Here is a 16,784-nt window from a genome sequence, read left to right as displayed (position 1 = left end):
TTGTCTTGGCCCATCCTAATGTCACCTCCGTTGCTCTGTTTTATTTAGCAACTTCAGTGTAACTGATGTTGGCTGTGGATGGGCTATTATTTTAACCCCCCGGGCAATTCATTTTACAATTTCCCTTCATAAATTAAAAATATTTGTGGATTGATTGTTTCCGGGCATGCTTTGCCTTCAACAATGCCCCGATCTCGTGTACCTGTCCGTCTCCATCTCCTTGCTGTTTTTCCGTTCTCTTCTTGACCTGCCAGAGCACCGCCATTACCCTTTTTTCACGGTCAGTGTGATCGATTTGCCGCCCCGATGGGTATTATAATTTTTTTTGCCCGGCAATTCATTTTACGGCCTGATCAAAAAGATGTTCATCCCTGGCCGGGCAAAAAGAAGGGGACTACCGGAAATGCCACGATCAGCAGTTGATTTTATCAGGGGAGCATGGGGTTCAGAGGCGATGGCCACTATCCTCAATTGTTATTTGCATGCCTTTTTATTATAATGAAGGCTGGAAATAATAATGGAATATCGGGGTCAACAAAATTGAAATATAAAAAGGCCGATTTCATTTCAACGTATCCGTGTTTATTTTTTTCGATTTTTATTATTTTGTTGCTATGCTGCTGTGGCTGCCGGAGTGATGATCATCATCATGACATGGCAGTGGAACTGTACCCGTATGAAGAAAAAAACCTCGATCCTTACAGTTTTGTCCTGGCATTTGCCGGCGACATCAATTTTGATGAGCAGTGGAGTACCATGAGGTATTACAATAGCGTTGAAAATGGTATCCGTGATTGCATTTGCCCCGAATTGATACGGATCATGCAAGATGCGGATGTGATGTGCCTCAACAATGAATTCACGTATAGCAGCGGCGGCAGCCCGCTGAAAGGAAAAGCCTTCACATTCAGGGCCCATCCAACCAGGGTTGATATTCTGAAAGAATTGGGCGTGGACATCGTGAGCCTTGCCAACAACCATGTATATGACTACGGGGAACAGTCGTTGATAGATACGATGGCTACCCTGAAAGAGGCGCAGATCCCCTATTTCGGTGCCGGTCATGATCTTGATGAAGCCATGGCGCCGGTTTATTTCGAGATACAGGGCAAGATTGTCGGCTATGTTGCCGCTTCAAGGGCCGAAAAATTCAAGATGACCCCCCAGGCGACGGAAGATGCGCCCGGCATTTTGCGTTGTTACGATACCACACTGTTTGTCAAGGCAATACAGGAGGCCAGGAAGAATGCAGATCACGTCATCGCCTTTGTCCACTGGGGCACGGAAAATAGCCATGTGCTGGAGGAAGTACAGCTTGCTACCGGAAAAGAATATATCGATGCGGGGGCCGATATTGTGATTGGCGCACATCCCCACTGTCTCCAGGGCATGGAGTTCCATGATGGGAAACCGATCGTCTACAGTCTGGGCAACTTCTGGTTCAACGATCAAACTGTGGACACCATGCTATTGAAGGTCCATTTTTACGGTGATGATAACGAGGAATTCATGAAGCTGGAAATCGTGCCCGCGATACAGTCCAACCTTACCACGACCATTGTAACCGATCCATCAGAAAAGAAGCGTATCTATTCATTTCTGGAAGACATCTCCATCAATGTTGTAATCGATGAGGGGGGCATCATTTCAGAAAAGAAAGAGGATGATCCCGGAGAAATCCTGCATTCCGGAAAACAGTTTCCGTTATCCGGCGTGGACTTCCTGAAAGAGCATGCGGTTCTGTCTCAGGATTTCACCCTTTTTTAAATGCAAATGCTCATGGAAGAGAGGGCCGCCGACCGCAAAGGTGTGATACTCGCCATTTTCGCCGCATGGCGACAGACCCCTTTCTGTACATAGTTGCAGAAAATGTTCATCCAGCTCCTGGCCGATCCATTTTTCATCGAGCAGATCGCCGCGCAGGGCCACGATGAGAAGACGCGCTCCCCCGGTCAGCAGTTCATGGATCACCGCAGTTTCTTCCATACCCCATAGCGGAAAATAAGGGGTGATAGATTGTTGATGACATCTGCTTTCTATCCACTGGCGGTGTTCCAGCAGATTGATGTCGCCGAAGACACCTCCCGTGATACCCTCTTCTTTCAAAGCGGAAGTTATGTTGATAAAAGCCTGATCGTAATTTTCTTCGCGAAGAGAAACTGTCTTCAAGCTCAGGCCGAGGGCACGGGCCTGGCGATGCAACAATACGGTATCCACGCCGTGCGCCATGCAGCGGCCTCTCTCGTTGACATAGGTGGCCAGGGTGGAAACGGGGATCTCCCGTTCTACCGCTTTTTGCAGGGCCAGATAGCAATCCTTCCCGCCGCTCCAGGATACATAAACGTTTCCGCCCATGGTTGGTTCGGCCTTTCCTTCTTGCAGTTATATTATTTGAATCTCCTGGCAATGCCACAGATTGTGAACCATACTTCGTCCGCGCGTGCAGCCACTATCTGGTTGGATTTGCCGGCCAGATCACGGAAGAGGCGGCCCAGAAGGTGTTCGGGTACGATCCCTGCCCCAACTTCGTTGGTGACCACCAGAACATCCGAAGGGGAGTTCAACAAGTGTTCTGACAGGCTATTCATGTAATCCAGCAAGGTGGCGGACACCTCCGCCTGTTTCTGCGGGGAAGGGTTTTCCTCACCCTCCAGGACTCGCAACAGGTGGTTGTTCAACAGCAGGGTCAGACAATCTATCAGAAAAAAATTATCTGCCGATCCACCAGCAATAACGCGTTCCGGATGCAGGGGGTCTTCCACGGTCCGGAAATCCCGGGGGCGTTGCAGACGGTGTTTTTCAACCCGGAGCCGCATCTCCGCATCCTTGGCCTCGGCGGTGGCCAGAAAGACCACCTGCTTGCCGCTTTCAGAGGCGTAGCGTTCGGCGAAAGTGCTTTTCCCGCTGCGGGCGCCGCCCGTAACCAGAATCAATTTTCCCCTATTCAACCGATGGTTGCTCCTTTCCCAGCAGCATAACGATCTGCTCCACGTTCTGTAATAGATAAGCTCCTTTGCCGATCAATCGTTTCAGAAGGAGTACTGCTTCCCCGTCGGTAAAATCCCACAATTTATCTGTTGCGCGATCGAGGACGGCGACCGGGCAGCCCTGTTCCAGGGCGGTTTCAACTGCTTCAAGGTTGCGAAGGTTTCCAATCCCGAAGGGAATGGGGGGGACCACGGTGAGAGCAGCATTTTTTATCAGCTGCAGATGTGCCCGGTGAGCCCGGTCGGAGATCGGCGAAAATGGCGGCACTTCGATCAGGGGCAGGCCGTAAAAGGTGGCAAAGCGGTGGCTGCTGTCTTCCGGTGTTACCGGACCGACCGAGAGCGGGCATCCTGTTTGACGCAGATATTCCAGCACCGGCAGTGCCTCTTCACCACCGCCTACAACATGGATCGGAGAGCGGCGAACCCCGGTGCCATCTGTATCATTTCGCACACAGACCTGCATTGATCCTGTCAGGGGATGGCGGTAAACAAAGGTATCCACCCCGTAGGCCGTTTTGATCAGGCCGGGGGCGATGACCTCTTCGGCCTTTCCGCAGGCCAGGATCTTTCCCCCGGACAGCAGGAGCATCCGGTCGAAAAAGCGGGCTGCCAGGTTCAGATCGTGGATGGCGGCAACGACGGTGATCCCCTGTTTCCTGTTCAATTCGGCAATCAACTCCAACAAGCCATGCTGGTAACCCAGATCAAGATTGGCAGTGGGTTCATCAAGAAGCAGGATTTGCGGTTCCTGGCAGAGAGCGCGGGCGATGATCACCCTCTGCTTTTCTCCCCCGCTCAGGGTGGTGATGGAGCGTTTGGCCAGGTGGCTCACCCCCGTCATGGACATGGCCTGGCGGGCAATGGATCTTTCTCTGTTTTCTTTCGGTGCAAAGCGTTTCAGGTAGGGCAGTCGGCCCATCAGTACCGTTTCCTCCACCGTGAAATCGAAATCTATGCCCGTTTCCTGGGGTACCACAGCCATGCTTCGGGCCAGATCGCGGGGAGAGAGGTTTTTCAGATCCCGGTTGTCAAGAAAGATCGTGCCGCCGGAGGGTTTCAGGGCCTTGCTGATACAGCGCAGAAGGGTGGTTTTTCCGGCACCGTTGGCACCCAGGAGGGCCACTCGTTGCCCTCGGGTAATGTCGAATTCCAGCCGGTCCAGGATGGAATGACGGCCGTATTGCAAGGTCAGATCATGAACAGTCAGTTGAAATTCCAAGTAGATCACTCCGTCAGATTGAAATAACGCAATTTCTTGCGTTTCCGCAACAGATAAATAAACAATGGTGCACCCAGGAGGGCGGTGATGATACCGACCGGCAGTTCACGCGGCATGATGATCGTCCGGGCCAACGCATCGGTGACGATGAGCAGTATTGCGCCAAGAAGAGCAGAGGCGGGCAGAAGATGGCGATGGTCCGGTCCGATCAGCAGGCGGATGAAATGGGGCACCACCAATCCCACGAAACCGATGATACCGCTGGTGGCGACTGCGGCTGCCACCAACAAGGAAGAACCTGCCAGCAGGATCATCTTTACTTTTTCTATGTCGATGCCCAGGTGATGAGCAGTTTCTTCTCCAAAGAGCATGGCATTCAGCTCGCGATGGTAAAAATAGATGCAGGCAAATCCCAGCAGGGCGTAGGGCAGCATGATTTTTATTTTCAACCAGGTGGCCCCCCCGAGGCCGCCCATGATCCAGAATACTACCTGATGTATCTTGTCGTCAGCAAAATAGGTGAGCAGGGAGACCAGCGCCGAAAGGAAGGCACTGATGGCGATGCCTGCCAGCAAAAGCGGCATCACCGGCACCTTGTCACCTACCTTTGCCATCCGGTAAACCAGGATCAAGGTTAACATGCCGCCGGCGAAGGCAAACAGGGGTACGGCACCGATGCCTCCCCAGGCTGCCGGCAGGCCGATCAGCATGGCGGCGACGGCTCCGAGGGCTGCACCGGAGGAGACCCCGATCACGTAGGAGTCGGCCATGGGATTGCGGAAAAGACCCTGGAATGCAGCTCCCGCCGTGGCCAGGGAGGCGCCTACCAGGCCGGCAAGTATTACCCGGGGCATCCTCAACTGGAGCAGGATGTCCTTTCTCACCGGATCGATATTCATCCGACCCGGCAGGCCCAACAGCTCCAGAAGAATGCCCCCGGCCTCCCGCAGATTGAATGAAACCGCCCCGATGCTTATGGCTACCGCGGCAGCAAGAAACAATGCCAGGAACAAAGCCGGATATATCAGTGCTCTCGATCTGTTTTTTTGCCGCCCGGTTTCCAGAATGTTCATTTCATGGTCCTTTCCCTGTGCTTACCGGCTGTCAAACAGTTCCGGATAGAAGAGGGCTGCCGCTTCCTGAACGGCCTGACCCATCCGCGGCCCGGGACGGTTGAAAAGATCGGAGTCCACGCCGAAGATCCGTTTTTCTTTCAGCGCGCTTATTTCCACCCAGCCCGGGCGGGCGTAAAATTGTTCGCTCACCATTTCTGCCGTGCCGTGATCATCGGGGTAGAGAATCACCCGGGGATTTCTTGCGGCCACCGCCTCCGGGCTCACGGTAGGATAATTGTCGTTGATATCGGCAAAGATGTTTTTACCTCCAGCTGCGGTCATCACTTCGTGAATAAAGGAATGGTTGCCGATGCTCATCAGAGGATCGAAGTAGAGCTCATAATAAACAGGGATTTTTTCATCCTCGGCCAGGGCTGCAAGTTTTTTCTCCACGCCGTCGATCTGTTTCCTGATTTCTGAAACAACTTTTTTAGCCCTGTTCTCCGCCCCGGCAGCGGTACCCACGGTGTGAATGGTCTCGTATACCTGTTCCATGGATTGCGGTTCCAGAACAAGAACGGGGATATCTCTTTCTTCCAGCCGGGCCACCGTTTCCTGATGCAGACTGCCGGCCAGGACCAGATCCGGTTCCAGGGTGAGGATCACTTCTATGCTGGGATCGGCAAAGCCGCCCACCGATTCTTTACTGGAAGCTTCGGGGGGATAATTGCAGTAATCTGTAACCCCGATCACTTTATCTTCCAATCCCAGAGCAAACAGTACTTCGGTATTGCTGGGCACGAGGGAAATAATCTTTTCCACTGTACCGGCAATGGTTACTTCTCGTTTCATCAGATCTACCAGGGTGACCTCACCACCAGGGGACTCATCATCGGACCCTTCCTGTGCACAGCCAGCCGGAATGACGGCCATCAACAGGAATGCACACAGCAACAGCAAACACATCTTCAGGCAATACTTGTTCACCACACATACCTCCCATTATTGTTTTATAGTTGGGCATAAAAAATGCCCGGCCTTCGGTCGCAGAAAGCTGGACGGGAGCATTAAAAATTGCCACGGGCAGAACACGCGGCTTCTCAGACGCTCTACCCTTTCACCCGAAGGGACTGCGTTTCTTCAGGCAGGTTTCCTGACTTGTGTTCATCGCCAACCCTTTTCCTTCCCGGCTCGTAAGCCAGTGGCTCTACAAGGGTGCTCCCACTAACAGTGGCGGGACCGTGCCGGATTTTAACCGGCTTCCCTATTAAGTCTGATGACACCTGAAGAGAAGACATCATTGATTTTACTTTCATAGAACAATCTACTGCAATGCTCGCATTTTGTCAAGACTGCGAATTTGAATTTTTCAACAATATCAGAAAGAAACGACAATAAAGCGGTGAAAAGGCCATGATCTATTGACAATGGCGGCCTTGCGGGGGTATCTTAAAGATAAGATATTCGCTGTGCCCTGGAAGTTGGGTTTTCAATCCCACGCGGAGCCGCCGCTGTAAAGGTCGAGCCTGTTTCAAGATGCCACTGAGGGAATTTCCCATGGGAAGGCGAAACGAGGCCATGACACCCGAGCCAGAATACGGGGCAGCGGATCGATCATCGGGCTGACGGAACTTTGGCCGGTATGATGGACGCAAAGCATGTTTCTGCTTTTTTACCCTTTCCGTCAGGCGGAAAGGGTTTTTTACTGGAGGAAACGAACAGATGATAATGGATAGGGGAGTGTGTCCATGAGACTGCTACGTTCCATCGCGCTGAGTTTCTCCATGTTCTCATCTCTTCCGATGCCCGGAATAGATTGGACCAGGGAAAATATGCGCTATGCAATTTGCGCGCTTCCACTGGTGGGGGGCTTTATCGGGCTCTGTTTATGGCTCTGGGCATGGCTGACCGAGATACTTGGCTGCGCTTCTTTTCTTCAAGCGGCCGGGTTTACCCTGTTGCCGATTGTGATTACCGGCGGCATCCACCTGGATGGATTTGGTGACACGATTGATGCCCTGGGCAGCCGTGCCGGACCGGCGCGCAAGCGGGAAATATTGAAAGACCCGCGTGCCGGTACCTTTGCCGTGATCGGCATAGCATCATACCTGTTGTTGTATTTTGCTCTATGCACGGAGTTGCAGCCCGGTACGAACACACTTTTGCTTCTGGGGCTGATGCATGTCCTGAGCCGGATCTGGTGTGCTCTGGCTGTGGTTTGTTTTCCGACAGGTGTTGGGGAAGGGCTGCTGAAAACATTGAAGGATCCGTTGGACAGAAAATGGTCCACGATAGTTCTTTCCGGGTTATTTCTCCTCTGCCTTGCAGCGATGGTGTTTGTTGATCGGGCAGCCGGTGCGGCCATGCAGGTTGTGGCGCTCGGTTGTGCGCTGTTCATGTTGGTGATGTCGCGGCGGCAGTTTGGCGGTATGAGCGGGGATCTGGCAGGATACCTTCTGCAACTGAGTGAACTGTCCATGCTGGCGGCACTGATATTGATCGGGAAGGTGGTCTGATAGACAATGGTTGATTTCAAAGCAAATCTCTCCGGAGACGATCGGGTTTTGGAAGTGGTACTTCTGCGGCATGGGGAGACGGCGGGTAATCTTGCCGGCCGTTATGTTGGACGTACCGATGAACCTCTCCATGAGGAGGCCCGCCGCTGTCTGCGCGAAGCGGGTAAATTCACAGGGGCATCCAATATACTGGTCAGTCCTCTACAGCGAGCCGGGGAGACGGCCCGCCTTCTCTTTCCGGGAGTTGAACTGGAAGTTTGTCAGGACCTGCGGGAGATGGATTTTGGGGATTTTGAAGGCAGAACGGCAGAAGAACTGGACGATGATCCCGCCTATGAAGAATGGGTGGAAGGAGGTTGCACCGGGCCATGCCCCGGCGGTGAAGGCCTCGAACAGTTTTCGGAACGCACCTGTGCTGCTTTCGATCTGGCGGTACGGCAGAGTGTCTCTCGCAAGGAGGGGCACATGATCGTGGTTACCCACGGCGGGAGCATCATGGCCATCATGAACCGTTATGCCCGTCCGCGGCGCCCGTGCTTCTCCTGGTATGTGAAAAATTGCTGCGGTTACCGTATCCGGCTGGATGGAAGAAGATGGGCCACGGATCCTTCATTTCTGGAATACGCCAGATGGGAGTTGTTTAACCGGTGATATCCCTCTGCGCCTTGCTGATCGGTTTTGCCCTTGATCTTCTCTTCGGTGACCCGCCACGGTGTCCGCATATCGTCGTGGGGATGGGGAAGATGATCTCTTTGGTGGAACAGGGTCTGCGCGGGATCTTTCCCCCAACGGCAAGAGGGGAACTCCATGGTGGTACGATTATGGCCGTTCTGCTACCCCTGTTCTGGGGTGGTCTGGCCTGGGCTTTACTGTTCTGTTGTGAGCTGGTCCATCCCCTGGCGCGCCTGCCGCTGGAAAGTTTTGTTTGCTGGCAATGCCTCTCCTTGCGTTCCTTGAGAGAAGCTGCCCTGAAAGTATCTGCCGCCCTGAAACGGGATGATCTTCCGGAGGCGCGCCTGGCTTTGAGTCGGATCGTGGGCCGTGACACTTCCATGCTGGATGAAACCGGTGTGGTCCGCGCTGCGGTGGAGAGCGTGGCCGAAAATACCGGCGATGGGGTAATTGCGCCGCTCCTCTTCCTTCTTGTCGGCGGGGCGCCTTTCGGTGTTTTTTACAAGGCAATCAACACCATGGACAGCATGGTCGGTTACAGGAACAGTCGTTATCTTCATTTTGGACGGGCTGCCGCCATCCTGGACGATATGGTCAACTTTATCCCATCGCGCATGGCGGGGCTGCTGGCTGTCCCGGTAGCTTCTTTGTTCAAGCTGAATGGCCGGAATGCCTGGCGTGTATTTTGCCGGGACCGCTTCAACCATAGCAGCCCCAATTCGGGGCAGACGGAAGCCGCTTTTGCGGGGGCATTGCGAATACAGCTCGGTGGTGATGCCGTTTACTTCGGAGAAACAGTTTCCGGCCCCACGTTGGGAGATGATGACCGTTTACCCGAAGCGGATGATATCGAGCTGGCCAACCGGTTGCTTCACGGGGTGTCTTTCGTCTGCCTGCTGCTGGGGCTGGTTATCAAGGGGGTGATTGTATGCCGTTGATCCATGGTGGGGATGTGGAGGGGTACCGGCAGGAATACGGTCGGTTACCGTTGGATTTCTCGGCAAATACCAACCCGCTGGGGGTGCCTGCAGGAGTGGAGAAAGCCATCGGCGAGGCGGCTGCAACCGCGGATGGATACCCGGACCCGCTTTGCCGGAAATTGGGCGCCGCCATCGCCCGCAGCGCGGGTACATTGCCGCAGCGGGTGTTGTGCGGTAACGGAGCCGCGGATCTGATTCACCGGCTGGCCCTGGCCCGGAAACCCGAACGAGCCCTTCTACCCGTACCTTCATTCGCGGAATACGAGCTGGCCCTGCGGGCGGTCCGATGTGAGGTTGTTGCTTACCCTCTCGGGGAGGAGGACGGTTTCTCCCTGACGGAAGATATCCTTTCAGCCATTCCCGGGCCGGGTATCGAGATTCTGTTTCTCTGCAACCCCCACAATCCGACCGGGCTAACCATCGACCACTCCCTGTTGCAGCGCATCCTGGAAAGATGTGAAAGCAACGGGATCCTGCTGGTAGTCGATGAATGCTTCAACGGGTTCCTGGATGAACCGGAAAAGAACACCCTCAGGCGCTTTCTGTCCGAATACGAGCATCTTCTGGTCATCGATGCTTTCACCAAACTCTACGGAATGGCCGGGGTACGCCTGGGCTACTGTCTCTCCGGCAACGAAACGCTCCTTGATGGGATGCGCCGTGCCGGACAGCCCTGGGCGGTTTCTTCACTGGCCCAGGCAGCCGGTATTGCTGCCTTGCAGGAACATGATTATTTACGGAAATCGCGAGCCCTTATCCGGAAAGAAAGAAAATTTCTGATCGACCGACTGCAGGAATTGGAGATAAAAACGTTTGCGGGTGAGGCCAACTTTATTTTTTTCCATACGCGGATTCCCGATCTGGCCGGAAGGATGCGCGAGGCGGGGATTCTGATACGGGATTGCTCCAATTATACCGGGCTTGGTGAGGGCTACTATCGTATCGCTGTCAGTACACACGAGTGGAATCTGCGGCTGATCGAAACGATTTCAACGCTGGCCGGGAAAAAATGATGGGTCGGAGGTATGAACGTATCACTGGCTGCAACCGGTCATGGAAGCGGGTTTTCCGTGGAAAAGCCACGGTGGGGGGATCTGTATGGCCATGCCGATCATGATTCAGGGGACGATGTCCAGCGCCGGGAAAAGTTTCGTCTGTACCGGGCTATGCCGGATATTCAAGCAAGACGGATTCCGGGTGGCTCCGTTCAAAAGCCAGAACATGGGGTCGGAGAGTTTCATCACGGACGAGGGGTTGAAGATGGGGCGGGCCCAGGCCATGCAGGCCCTGGCTGCCGGCATCAAGCCTTCCGTATCGATGAATCCGATCCTGCTTGAACCCGTGAACGATACAGACAGCCGGGTAGTCGTGCGGGGCAGGTCGAAGGGAATGATGGGTGCCGCCGACTACTTCGGCTACAGGCGGCAGCTTCGTTCCGTGGTGATGGAATCATATCAAGGCCTGGCGTCGCAATACGAGGTCATCGTGATCGAGGGGGCCGGTAGCCCTGCAGAGATCAATCTCCAGGATGATGATATTGTCAATATGGGGATGGCCGAGATGGCCGACGCGCCGGTGTTGCTGGTGGGCGATATCGATCGGGGCGGCGTTTTTGCCGCCATCTACGGTACCATGTCCCTGCTTGAAGAGAGCCAGCGCCGACGGATCAAGGGGATCATCATCAACAAATTCCGTGGAGATGTCGAGATACTCCGTCCCGGCCTGACCATGCTCGAGGATATGACCGGCCTGCCGGTACTCGGTGTGGTTCCGTACCTGCATGGGGGGCATGATGACGATGATGGAGAAAGCTTTCTGCCCGGGGGACGGAAACAGTGCCGGCAGAAAGGAGAGTCGCTGATACCGGAGCGGCCTGGCGATTTCCCGTACGATGTCCTGGCTTCCGCCTTGAGGGAGAACCTGGCGATGGACAGGATATACAGAATCGTTGGCTGCGGGAAATAGCATATATACGATGCAGAAACATGATCCGGCGGAAAGATATTTCCGGTGGTTTCCCTTTTTCTGCCGGACTCTTGCATGATGCCGGGTGGTGGTTTAAAATAAAAACAGTTGAAAACCATTTGGCGGCAGGTGCCCGCAAGGGAGAATAGGGAATCAGGTGCAAATCCTCGAGCGGTCCCGCCACTGTAACCGGGAACAATCCTGCATGTAACCACCGGATCGGCTTACCGGTCCGGGAAGGCGCGGGGGAGGATGAACCGGGAGCCAGGAGACCTGCCTGTTGCCAGCAGCTTGAGGGATGATGGAAAAGTCCCCGGCCCGCAATCGGGTTGGGGGCTTTTTTTGAATGAACGGGGACAATGGAGGGATGAAAATGCTGTTGAAAAAAACTGTGGCATCGATCGGGGCACTTGATGCCAGGGCCATGGAAGAGGCACGTGATCACCAGAAGAATCTGATCAAGCCCAGCGGGGGGCTGGGGATGCTTGAGGATGTGGCGATCAAGATCGCGGGGATTACCGGAAAGTTGAAACCTGATCTGGAAAAGAAAGCCGTGATCATCTGTGCCGGTGATCATGGAGTGGTGGCAAGGAAGGTCAGTGCGGCCGATCAGGAGGTAACCGGGCAGATGGTGCGGGGGTTTCTTGATGGGGGGGCGGCGATCAATGTTCTGGGCAGGCATGCCGGGGCAAGGGTGACCTGTGTGGATATGGGGATGATCGGGGTGGTTGATGATCCTCGCTTGAAGTCTTACCGGTTGGGCCCTGGCACGGATGATATCGCCTCGGGACCGGCCATGAGCAGGAAGCAGGCCCGGGCTGCAGTGGAAGCCGGCATCGAGGTGGCGTCCATGGAGATCGGGGAGGGGGTGCAGCTGCTGGCCACCGGGGACATGGGCATCGGCAACACCACTCCCAGCGCTGCAATATTGGCGGCCTTCACCGGTTTTCCCGTCTCCCTGATCATCGGAAAAGGAACCGGGGTTGATCGGGAAACCATGTTGCGCAAGAAAGAGGTTGTTGAAAAGGCCCTGGGATTGAACAAACCTGATCCCCGGGATGGGCTCGATGTTCTGGCCAAGGTCGGGGGTTTTGAAATCGGTGCCATTGCCGGGGTGATCCTCGCTGCTGCTGCTGCACGGGTACCCGTGGTTGTAGATGGTTTCATCTCCGGGGCGGGGGCGATGATTGCCCGGGCACTGGCTCCCGATGCTGTTGATTTCATGCTGGCCTCGCATCTTTCGGAGGAAGCGGGGCACAAGGTCATGTTGACCTGGCTGGGGATCAGCCCCTTGTTGCAGATGAACATGCGCCTGGGGGAAGGTACCGGCGCGGCACTTTCTTTTACCCTGATCGACGCTGCTTTGAAGATTGTAAGGGAGATGGCTACCTTTGATCAGGCCGGTGTTTCCGATGCTGGCCTTCGCTAACAGGAGCGGGATTTATCTGTTTTCATGGCCCATGACATGGCGGGTACAGCAATGGGAACGGGGTACCGCGGTCTTTTTCAAGCCTGCCGGAGATAGCGGCCATCGCCGCGTGGCCGATCATTGACTTGCTGTTGAATAGTAGTTAAAATTGATAGTGAGGAGCTTCACGATTCAAGGTATTATCTCCAGATTGGAGGTCGATCAATTATGTCCCCGTTGTTTTGGTTATGGAAAGCATGGTGCCGTGTCTTTCAATTTGTTTTTTACAATTCGGCAAGGTTGTTGAATTGGCGCGAACCGGAATTGTTGATAGGGCCGGGCAGTATCCTCAATTTGCCGAAAGTGATCAGGGAAACAGGACTGGACAACGTGATGGTCGTGACAGACAGGGGGCTTATGGACTTGCACCTCCCGGACAGATTTCTATCTGCCCTCGGGCAAGAAGGAATCAAGTATACTTTATTCGATGGCGTGGAGGCCAACCCTTCCATCGATAATATCGAGGCAGCAAGAAAACTCTATGTTGAGTCCGGCTGCCAGGGGTTGGTTGCCTTCGGCGGCGGGTCACCCATGGATACAGCCAAGGTCGTGGGGGCCCGTATTGTCAGGCCCAGGAAAAGCGTGGAGAAGATGGGCGGTTTTCTCAAGGTCCGCCGCAAGTTGCCGCCCCTTTTTGCGGTTCCTACAACGGCGGGGACGGGTTCGGAGGCTACCATTGCCGCCGTCGTCACTGACCGTAAGGAAAAACACAAATATGCTGTCAACGATATGAATCTGATCCCCCTGTATGCCGTACTTGATCCCGAGCTCACGGTGGGGTTGCCGCCGCCGATCACGGCGGCCACGGCCATGGATGCCATGACTCATGCTGTGGAATCATATATTGCATGGGGGGGGAGCAGGGTGTCCCGTGACAGAGCCGAGGATGCCGTAAGGCTTATCGTGGCCAATGCCGAAAATGCCTATCGAGACGGTTCAGATCTTTATGCTCGCCAGAATATGCTTCTGGCATCGTACTATGCCGGTTTTGCCTTTACCCGTACCGGACTGACCTATGTGCATTGCATTGCCCATACTCTCGGGGGCCTCTATGATGTCCCTCATGGGCTGGCCAACGCCGTCATCCTTCCCTATGTGCTGGAGTACAATGGAAGCCATATTCATCGCCAGCTGGCCCGCCTGGCCGATGTGGCCGGACTGGATGTAGATGGTAAAAGTCAGGCTGAACAGGCCGGGGCATTTATCGAGGAGATCAGGCGGCTCAATCGTTCCATGAATATTCCGGAAAAGTTTGATATGATCCGCCGCGAGGATATTCCGCAGATGGTCATCTGGGCGCTTGAAGAGGGAAACCCCTGGTATCCGGTACCCAGGATCTTCGATGAAAAGGATGTGGCTACCCTGATTGGCCGGATCATGTCCTGAGGTGAAGGCCTTCTGCCTGCAGGAGTGGTAAAAAAAAGAGACATCATGCGGGATGATGTCTCTTTCAATTGATGGCTGTAGCCCGGGCTGCAGGGAGGCCGGCGAAAATGGCCTCCCCGTTATGGAGCGGGCCGCCTTTTTGAAATTCACTCCTAGGCGAAGATAGACTGCAGCTTCATGGCCAGTTGCATATCACCCTGGACTTTCAGTTTGCCGGCCATGAAAGCGGAGATGGCGCTGATTTGTCCGGAAGTCAACTGGGTGAATAAATCGGAAGACATGGTTATGGTCGCATTGGGTTTTTCATGTTCTTTTTCCAATACCTCGGCTTTTTCATTGACCAGCTTTATGAAAAAGGTATTGGGATTTTCACCGGTGATTTCAAATTTAAAAATAGGTTCCGATCCGGAAGTCATATTTTTCCCCCCCTGTTCATCTTGTTAATTTGCAGATAGCATTGCTTGTAAGCTATTTTCAAAATGTGGGCCGTTGTTTTTCTTCACCCCCCCGGAAAAAATGTTTGGGGTTTCCCGTGGCTATTGCTGTGCGGATTTATCCCCAATTCCGCGTTTGGCCAGCTCTTCTTCGATCAGTATGCGTTTCAACACTTTGCCAACCAGACTCTTGGGAAGTTCGGGTCTGATTTCCACGCTACGCGGCACTTTGTATCTGGCCAGTTGTTGCCTGCAGTAGTCGAGAACTTCCTCTTCAGTCATGGTTTCGCCCTCTTTCAGAGCGATAAAAGCTTTGGAAATCTCGCCCCTGTAATCATCCGGCAAGCCTACCAGTGCGGCCTCCAGAATCTTGTCGTGAGCATAAAGTACTTCCTCCACCTCGCGCGGATAGATATTGTAGCCGCCGGATATAATCATCTCTTTCTGGCGGTCAACAATGTAGAAAAAACCGTCCTCGTCCATCCTGGCAAGATCACCGGTCAGGAGCCAACCATCACGTAATACTTTCGCCGTTTCTTCCGGTTTGTTCAGGTATCCGGGCATCACCTGGGGACCTCTTACCGCCATCTGGCCGATTTCGCCTATCTCCATATCTATGTCCGGGTTGTTCATGTCCACGATCTTTGCCTCGGTGCATGGCCCGGGGATACCGATGCTGCCCAGTTTGTTCAATCCATAAATAGGATTGGCATGAGTCACCGGTGCGGCTTCAGTGAGACCATAACCTTCCAGCATGCGACATCCTGTCAGTTCCTCGAACTTTTTCTGCACTTCCTGGGGAAGTGAGGCGGCACCACTGACACATATGCGCAGGGAAGACAGATCATATTTTTTCAGATCGGGGTGGTTGATCATGGCCACGTACATGGTGGGAACGCCGGGGAAGAGGGTCGGCTTGTACCGGTGGATCATCCTGAGCAACATCTTGACATCGAAATCCGGAATAAGCAGCATCGTGCCGCAGTAAATCAGGGATAGATTCAGGCAGCCGCTCAAGCCGTAGCTGTGGAAGAAGGGAAGAAGCGCTACCCCAATCTCCTCGGCTTCCTTTGCATCTGGCATCCAGCTGAAAATGCCGAATGGATTTGAGACCAGGTTTCTGTGGGTCAGGATGGCCCCCTTGGGGAGGCCGGTAGTTCCGCCGGTGTACATGATGCAAGCCGGAAAATCGGGCTCTACCTTGACAAAGGGTACGGGTGAAGTGGAATACTTTTTCATGAGGTCAGCCAGTTGGTAGTCGCCGGACTCAACCTTTACCCGGTCGCCGCCTTTTTTTTCCATGACCAGGGTGTAGAGCGGCCTCAGCCATCCGGGAAGATATTCCTTGATATTGGTGGATATTATTGTCCGCAACTTGGTTTTCTTCTTTATGTTGCGGACCTGCGGATAGAATCTGCTCAATGTGATCATCAACTCTGCTTCGCAGTCGTTGAGCTGATATTCCATCTCCCTTTCTGTATAAAGAGGGTTGAAGGGGATCACGGTACAACCGGTTTGCAGTGCACCCAGGTAACAGAGGACGAACTGCGGACTGTTGGGCAAATTCAAAGCCACGCGTGAGCCCTTTTTCAGACCAAAACCGGCCAGAACAGCGGCAAAATTGTCGGCCAGGGCACTTACTTCCCGGTAGGTGAAAGTCCTTCTTACAAATACGAGGTGCGGATGGCGAGGGTATCTTTCTACAGTTTCCTTGAACAGTTCCTGCAAGCTTTTTTCTGGAATGTTTGCACAGTAGGGGACCCCGGGATCATAATGCTTGAGCCATATTCGTTCCATGCTAACAGCTCCTTTTCCCGAAATCTGAAGATTCATACTATTTAGTATATTCAAGATTATCATACTAATTCCTTCCAGGTCAACTGTTTTTAGCAAAATTTACATAAATTGGTGCAGCTTTGTGTAAAAATGTTTCCGGCTATTATCCCCCGGGTGATGCAATTTGCCTGCAACAGCGTTGGTGTAAATTTACTTTAGGACTTTGGAGGAAATCTTTTATAAAAAGCGGAAGAGGAACCTCGTAGTATCAGCTTTACCAAATATTCCCCGAAGGGAGAGGTTCCTCTGATGGATATAATTCA

At 53.6% G+C, this 16,784-nt stretch carries 15 protein-coding genes and 3 riboswitches; of the genes, 8 read left to right on the top strand and 7 right to left on the bottom strand.

Annotation, left to right across the window (positions count from 1 at the left end):
* The first annotated feature begins 654 nt into the window (after positions 1 to 654).
* Complete coding sequence (locus GX364_02500) at positions 655 to 1,767, top strand: CapA family protein (GenBank protein NLI69722.1); 1,113 nt, start codon at positions 655 to 657, stop codon at positions 1,765 to 1,767.
* Here GX364_02500 and GX364_02495 read toward each other — a convergent pair.
* Genes GX364_02495 through GX364_02475 form a run of 5 tightly spaced genes read right to left on the bottom strand, consistent with a single transcriptional unit; the run spans position 1,705 to position 6,251 of the window.
* Positions 1,705 to 2,355, bottom strand: a complete 651-nt coding sequence (locus tag GX364_02495; GenBank protein NLI69721.1) for an adenine nucleotide alpha hydrolase — start codon at positions 2,353 to 2,355, stop codon at positions 1,705 to 1,707. The genes GX364_02500 and GX364_02495 overlap by 63 nt on opposite strands.
* A 32-nt stretch (positions 2,356 to 2,387) precedes the next feature.
* Positions 2,388 to 2,948, bottom strand: a complete 561-nt coding sequence (gene cobU, locus GX364_02490) for a bifunctional adenosylcobinamide kinase/adenosylcobinamide-phosphate guanylyltransferase (GenBank protein NLI69720.1) — start codon at positions 2,946 to 2,948, stop codon at positions 2,388 to 2,390.
* Positions 2,941 to 4,209, bottom strand: coding sequence for an ABC transporter ATP-binding protein (locus GX364_02485; protein ID NLI69719.1), 1,269 nt, complete (start codon positions 4,207 to 4,209; stop codon positions 2,941 to 2,943). Before GX364_02485 ends, cobU begins: the two co-directional genes overlap by 8 nt.
* A gap of 5 nt (positions 4,210 to 4,214) precedes the next feature.
* Entirely contained in the window at positions 4,215 to 5,282 is a 1,068-nt protein-coding gene (locus tag GX364_02480; protein ID NLI69718.1) for an iron chelate uptake ABC transporter family permease subunit, read from the bottom strand.
* A gap of 21 nt (positions 5,283 to 5,303) precedes the next feature.
* A complete protein-coding gene (locus tag GX364_02475; GenBank protein ID NLI69717.1) occupies positions 5,304 to 6,251 on the bottom strand; it encodes a cobalamin-binding protein in 948 nt (315 codons plus the stop codon).
* 138 nt (positions 6,252 to 6,389) lie between these two features.
* Positions 6,390 to 6,566: riboswitch (cobalamin riboswitch) on the bottom strand.
* Positions 6,567 to 6,740: 174 nt separating this feature from the next.
* Positions 6,741 to 6,863, top strand: a riboswitch (cobalamin riboswitch).
* 149 nt (positions 6,864 to 7,012) lie between these two features.
* Here GX364_02475 and GX364_02470 point away from each other — a divergent pair.
* From GX364_02470 to GX364_02440, 7 genes are all read left to right on the top strand, one after another.
* The gene (locus GX364_02470; protein NLI69716.1) at positions 7,013 to 7,780 is read left to right on the top strand and encodes an adenosylcobinamide-GDP ribazoletransferase; all 768 of its coding nucleotides are present in this window, start codon (positions 7,013 to 7,015) and stop codon (positions 7,778 to 7,780) included.
* A gap of 6 nt (positions 7,781 to 7,786) precedes the next feature.
* Positions 7,787 to 8,431 (top strand): histidine phosphatase family protein, encoded by a 645-nt coding sequence (locus GX364_02465; protein NLI69715.1) that lies wholly within the window; start codon positions 7,787 to 7,789, stop codon positions 8,429 to 8,431.
* Positions 8,431 to 9,390, top strand: a complete 960-nt coding sequence (cobD, locus tag GX364_02460; protein NLI69714.1) for a cobalamin biosynthesis protein CobD — start codon at positions 8,431 to 8,433, stop codon at positions 9,388 to 9,390. Before GX364_02465 ends, cobD begins: the two co-directional genes overlap by 1 nt.
* On the top strand, positions 9,381 to 10,445 hold the full coding sequence (locus GX364_02455) for an aminotransferase class I/II-fold pyridoxal phosphate-dependent enzyme (GenBank protein NLI69713.1): 1,065 nt from the start codon (positions 9,381 to 9,383) through the stop codon (positions 10,443 to 10,445). The genes cobD and GX364_02455 overlap by 10 nt, the downstream gene beginning before the upstream one ends.
* Positions 10,446 to 10,530: 85 nt before the next feature.
* Positions 10,531 to 11,397 (top strand): cobyric acid synthase, encoded by an 867-nt coding sequence (locus tag GX364_02450; protein NLI69712.1) that lies wholly within the window; start codon positions 10,531 to 10,533, stop codon positions 11,395 to 11,397.
* A gap of 110 nt (positions 11,398 to 11,507) precedes the next feature.
* Positions 11,508 to 11,693, top strand: a riboswitch (cobalamin riboswitch).
* 77 nt (positions 11,694 to 11,770) lie between these two features.
* Positions 11,771 to 12,826 carry a nicotinate-nucleotide--dimethylbenzimidazole phosphoribosyltransferase gene (cobT, locus tag GX364_02445; protein NLI69711.1) on the top strand — a complete coding sequence of 352 codons (1,056 nt, stop codon included), beginning with the start codon at positions 11,771 to 11,773 and terminating at the stop codon, positions 12,824 to 12,826.
* A 207-nt stretch (positions 12,827 to 13,033) separates the two neighbouring features.
* Positions 13,034 to 14,251, top strand: coding sequence for an iron-containing alcohol dehydrogenase (locus GX364_02440; protein NLI69710.1), 1,218 nt, complete (start codon positions 13,034 to 13,036; stop codon positions 14,249 to 14,251).
* A 152-nt stretch (positions 14,252 to 14,403) separates the two neighbouring features.
* Here the strand turns inward: GX364_02440 and GX364_02435 are convergent, their stop codons facing one another.
* Both GX364_02435 and GX364_02430 read right to left on the bottom strand, forming a co-directional pair.
* Positions 14,404 to 14,667 (bottom strand): SCP2 sterol-binding domain-containing protein, encoded by a 264-nt coding sequence (locus GX364_02435; protein NLI69709.1) that lies wholly within the window; start codon positions 14,665 to 14,667, stop codon positions 14,404 to 14,406.
* A gap of 120 nt (positions 14,668 to 14,787) precedes the next feature.
* Positions 14,788 to 16,482, bottom strand: a complete 1,695-nt coding sequence (locus GX364_02430; GenBank protein ID NLI69708.1) for a long-chain fatty acid--CoA ligase — start codon at positions 16,480 to 16,482, stop codon at positions 14,788 to 14,790.
* Positions 16,483 to 16,784: the final 302 nt, after the last annotated feature.

The organism is Bacillota bacterium, from assembly GCA_012518215.1.
Lineage (GTDB): Bacteria > Bacillota > Dethiobacteria > DTU022 > PWGO01 > JAAYSV01.
Note: the sequence above shows the minus strand (reverse complement) of the source record. Positions and strands in the feature narration are given on the sequence as shown.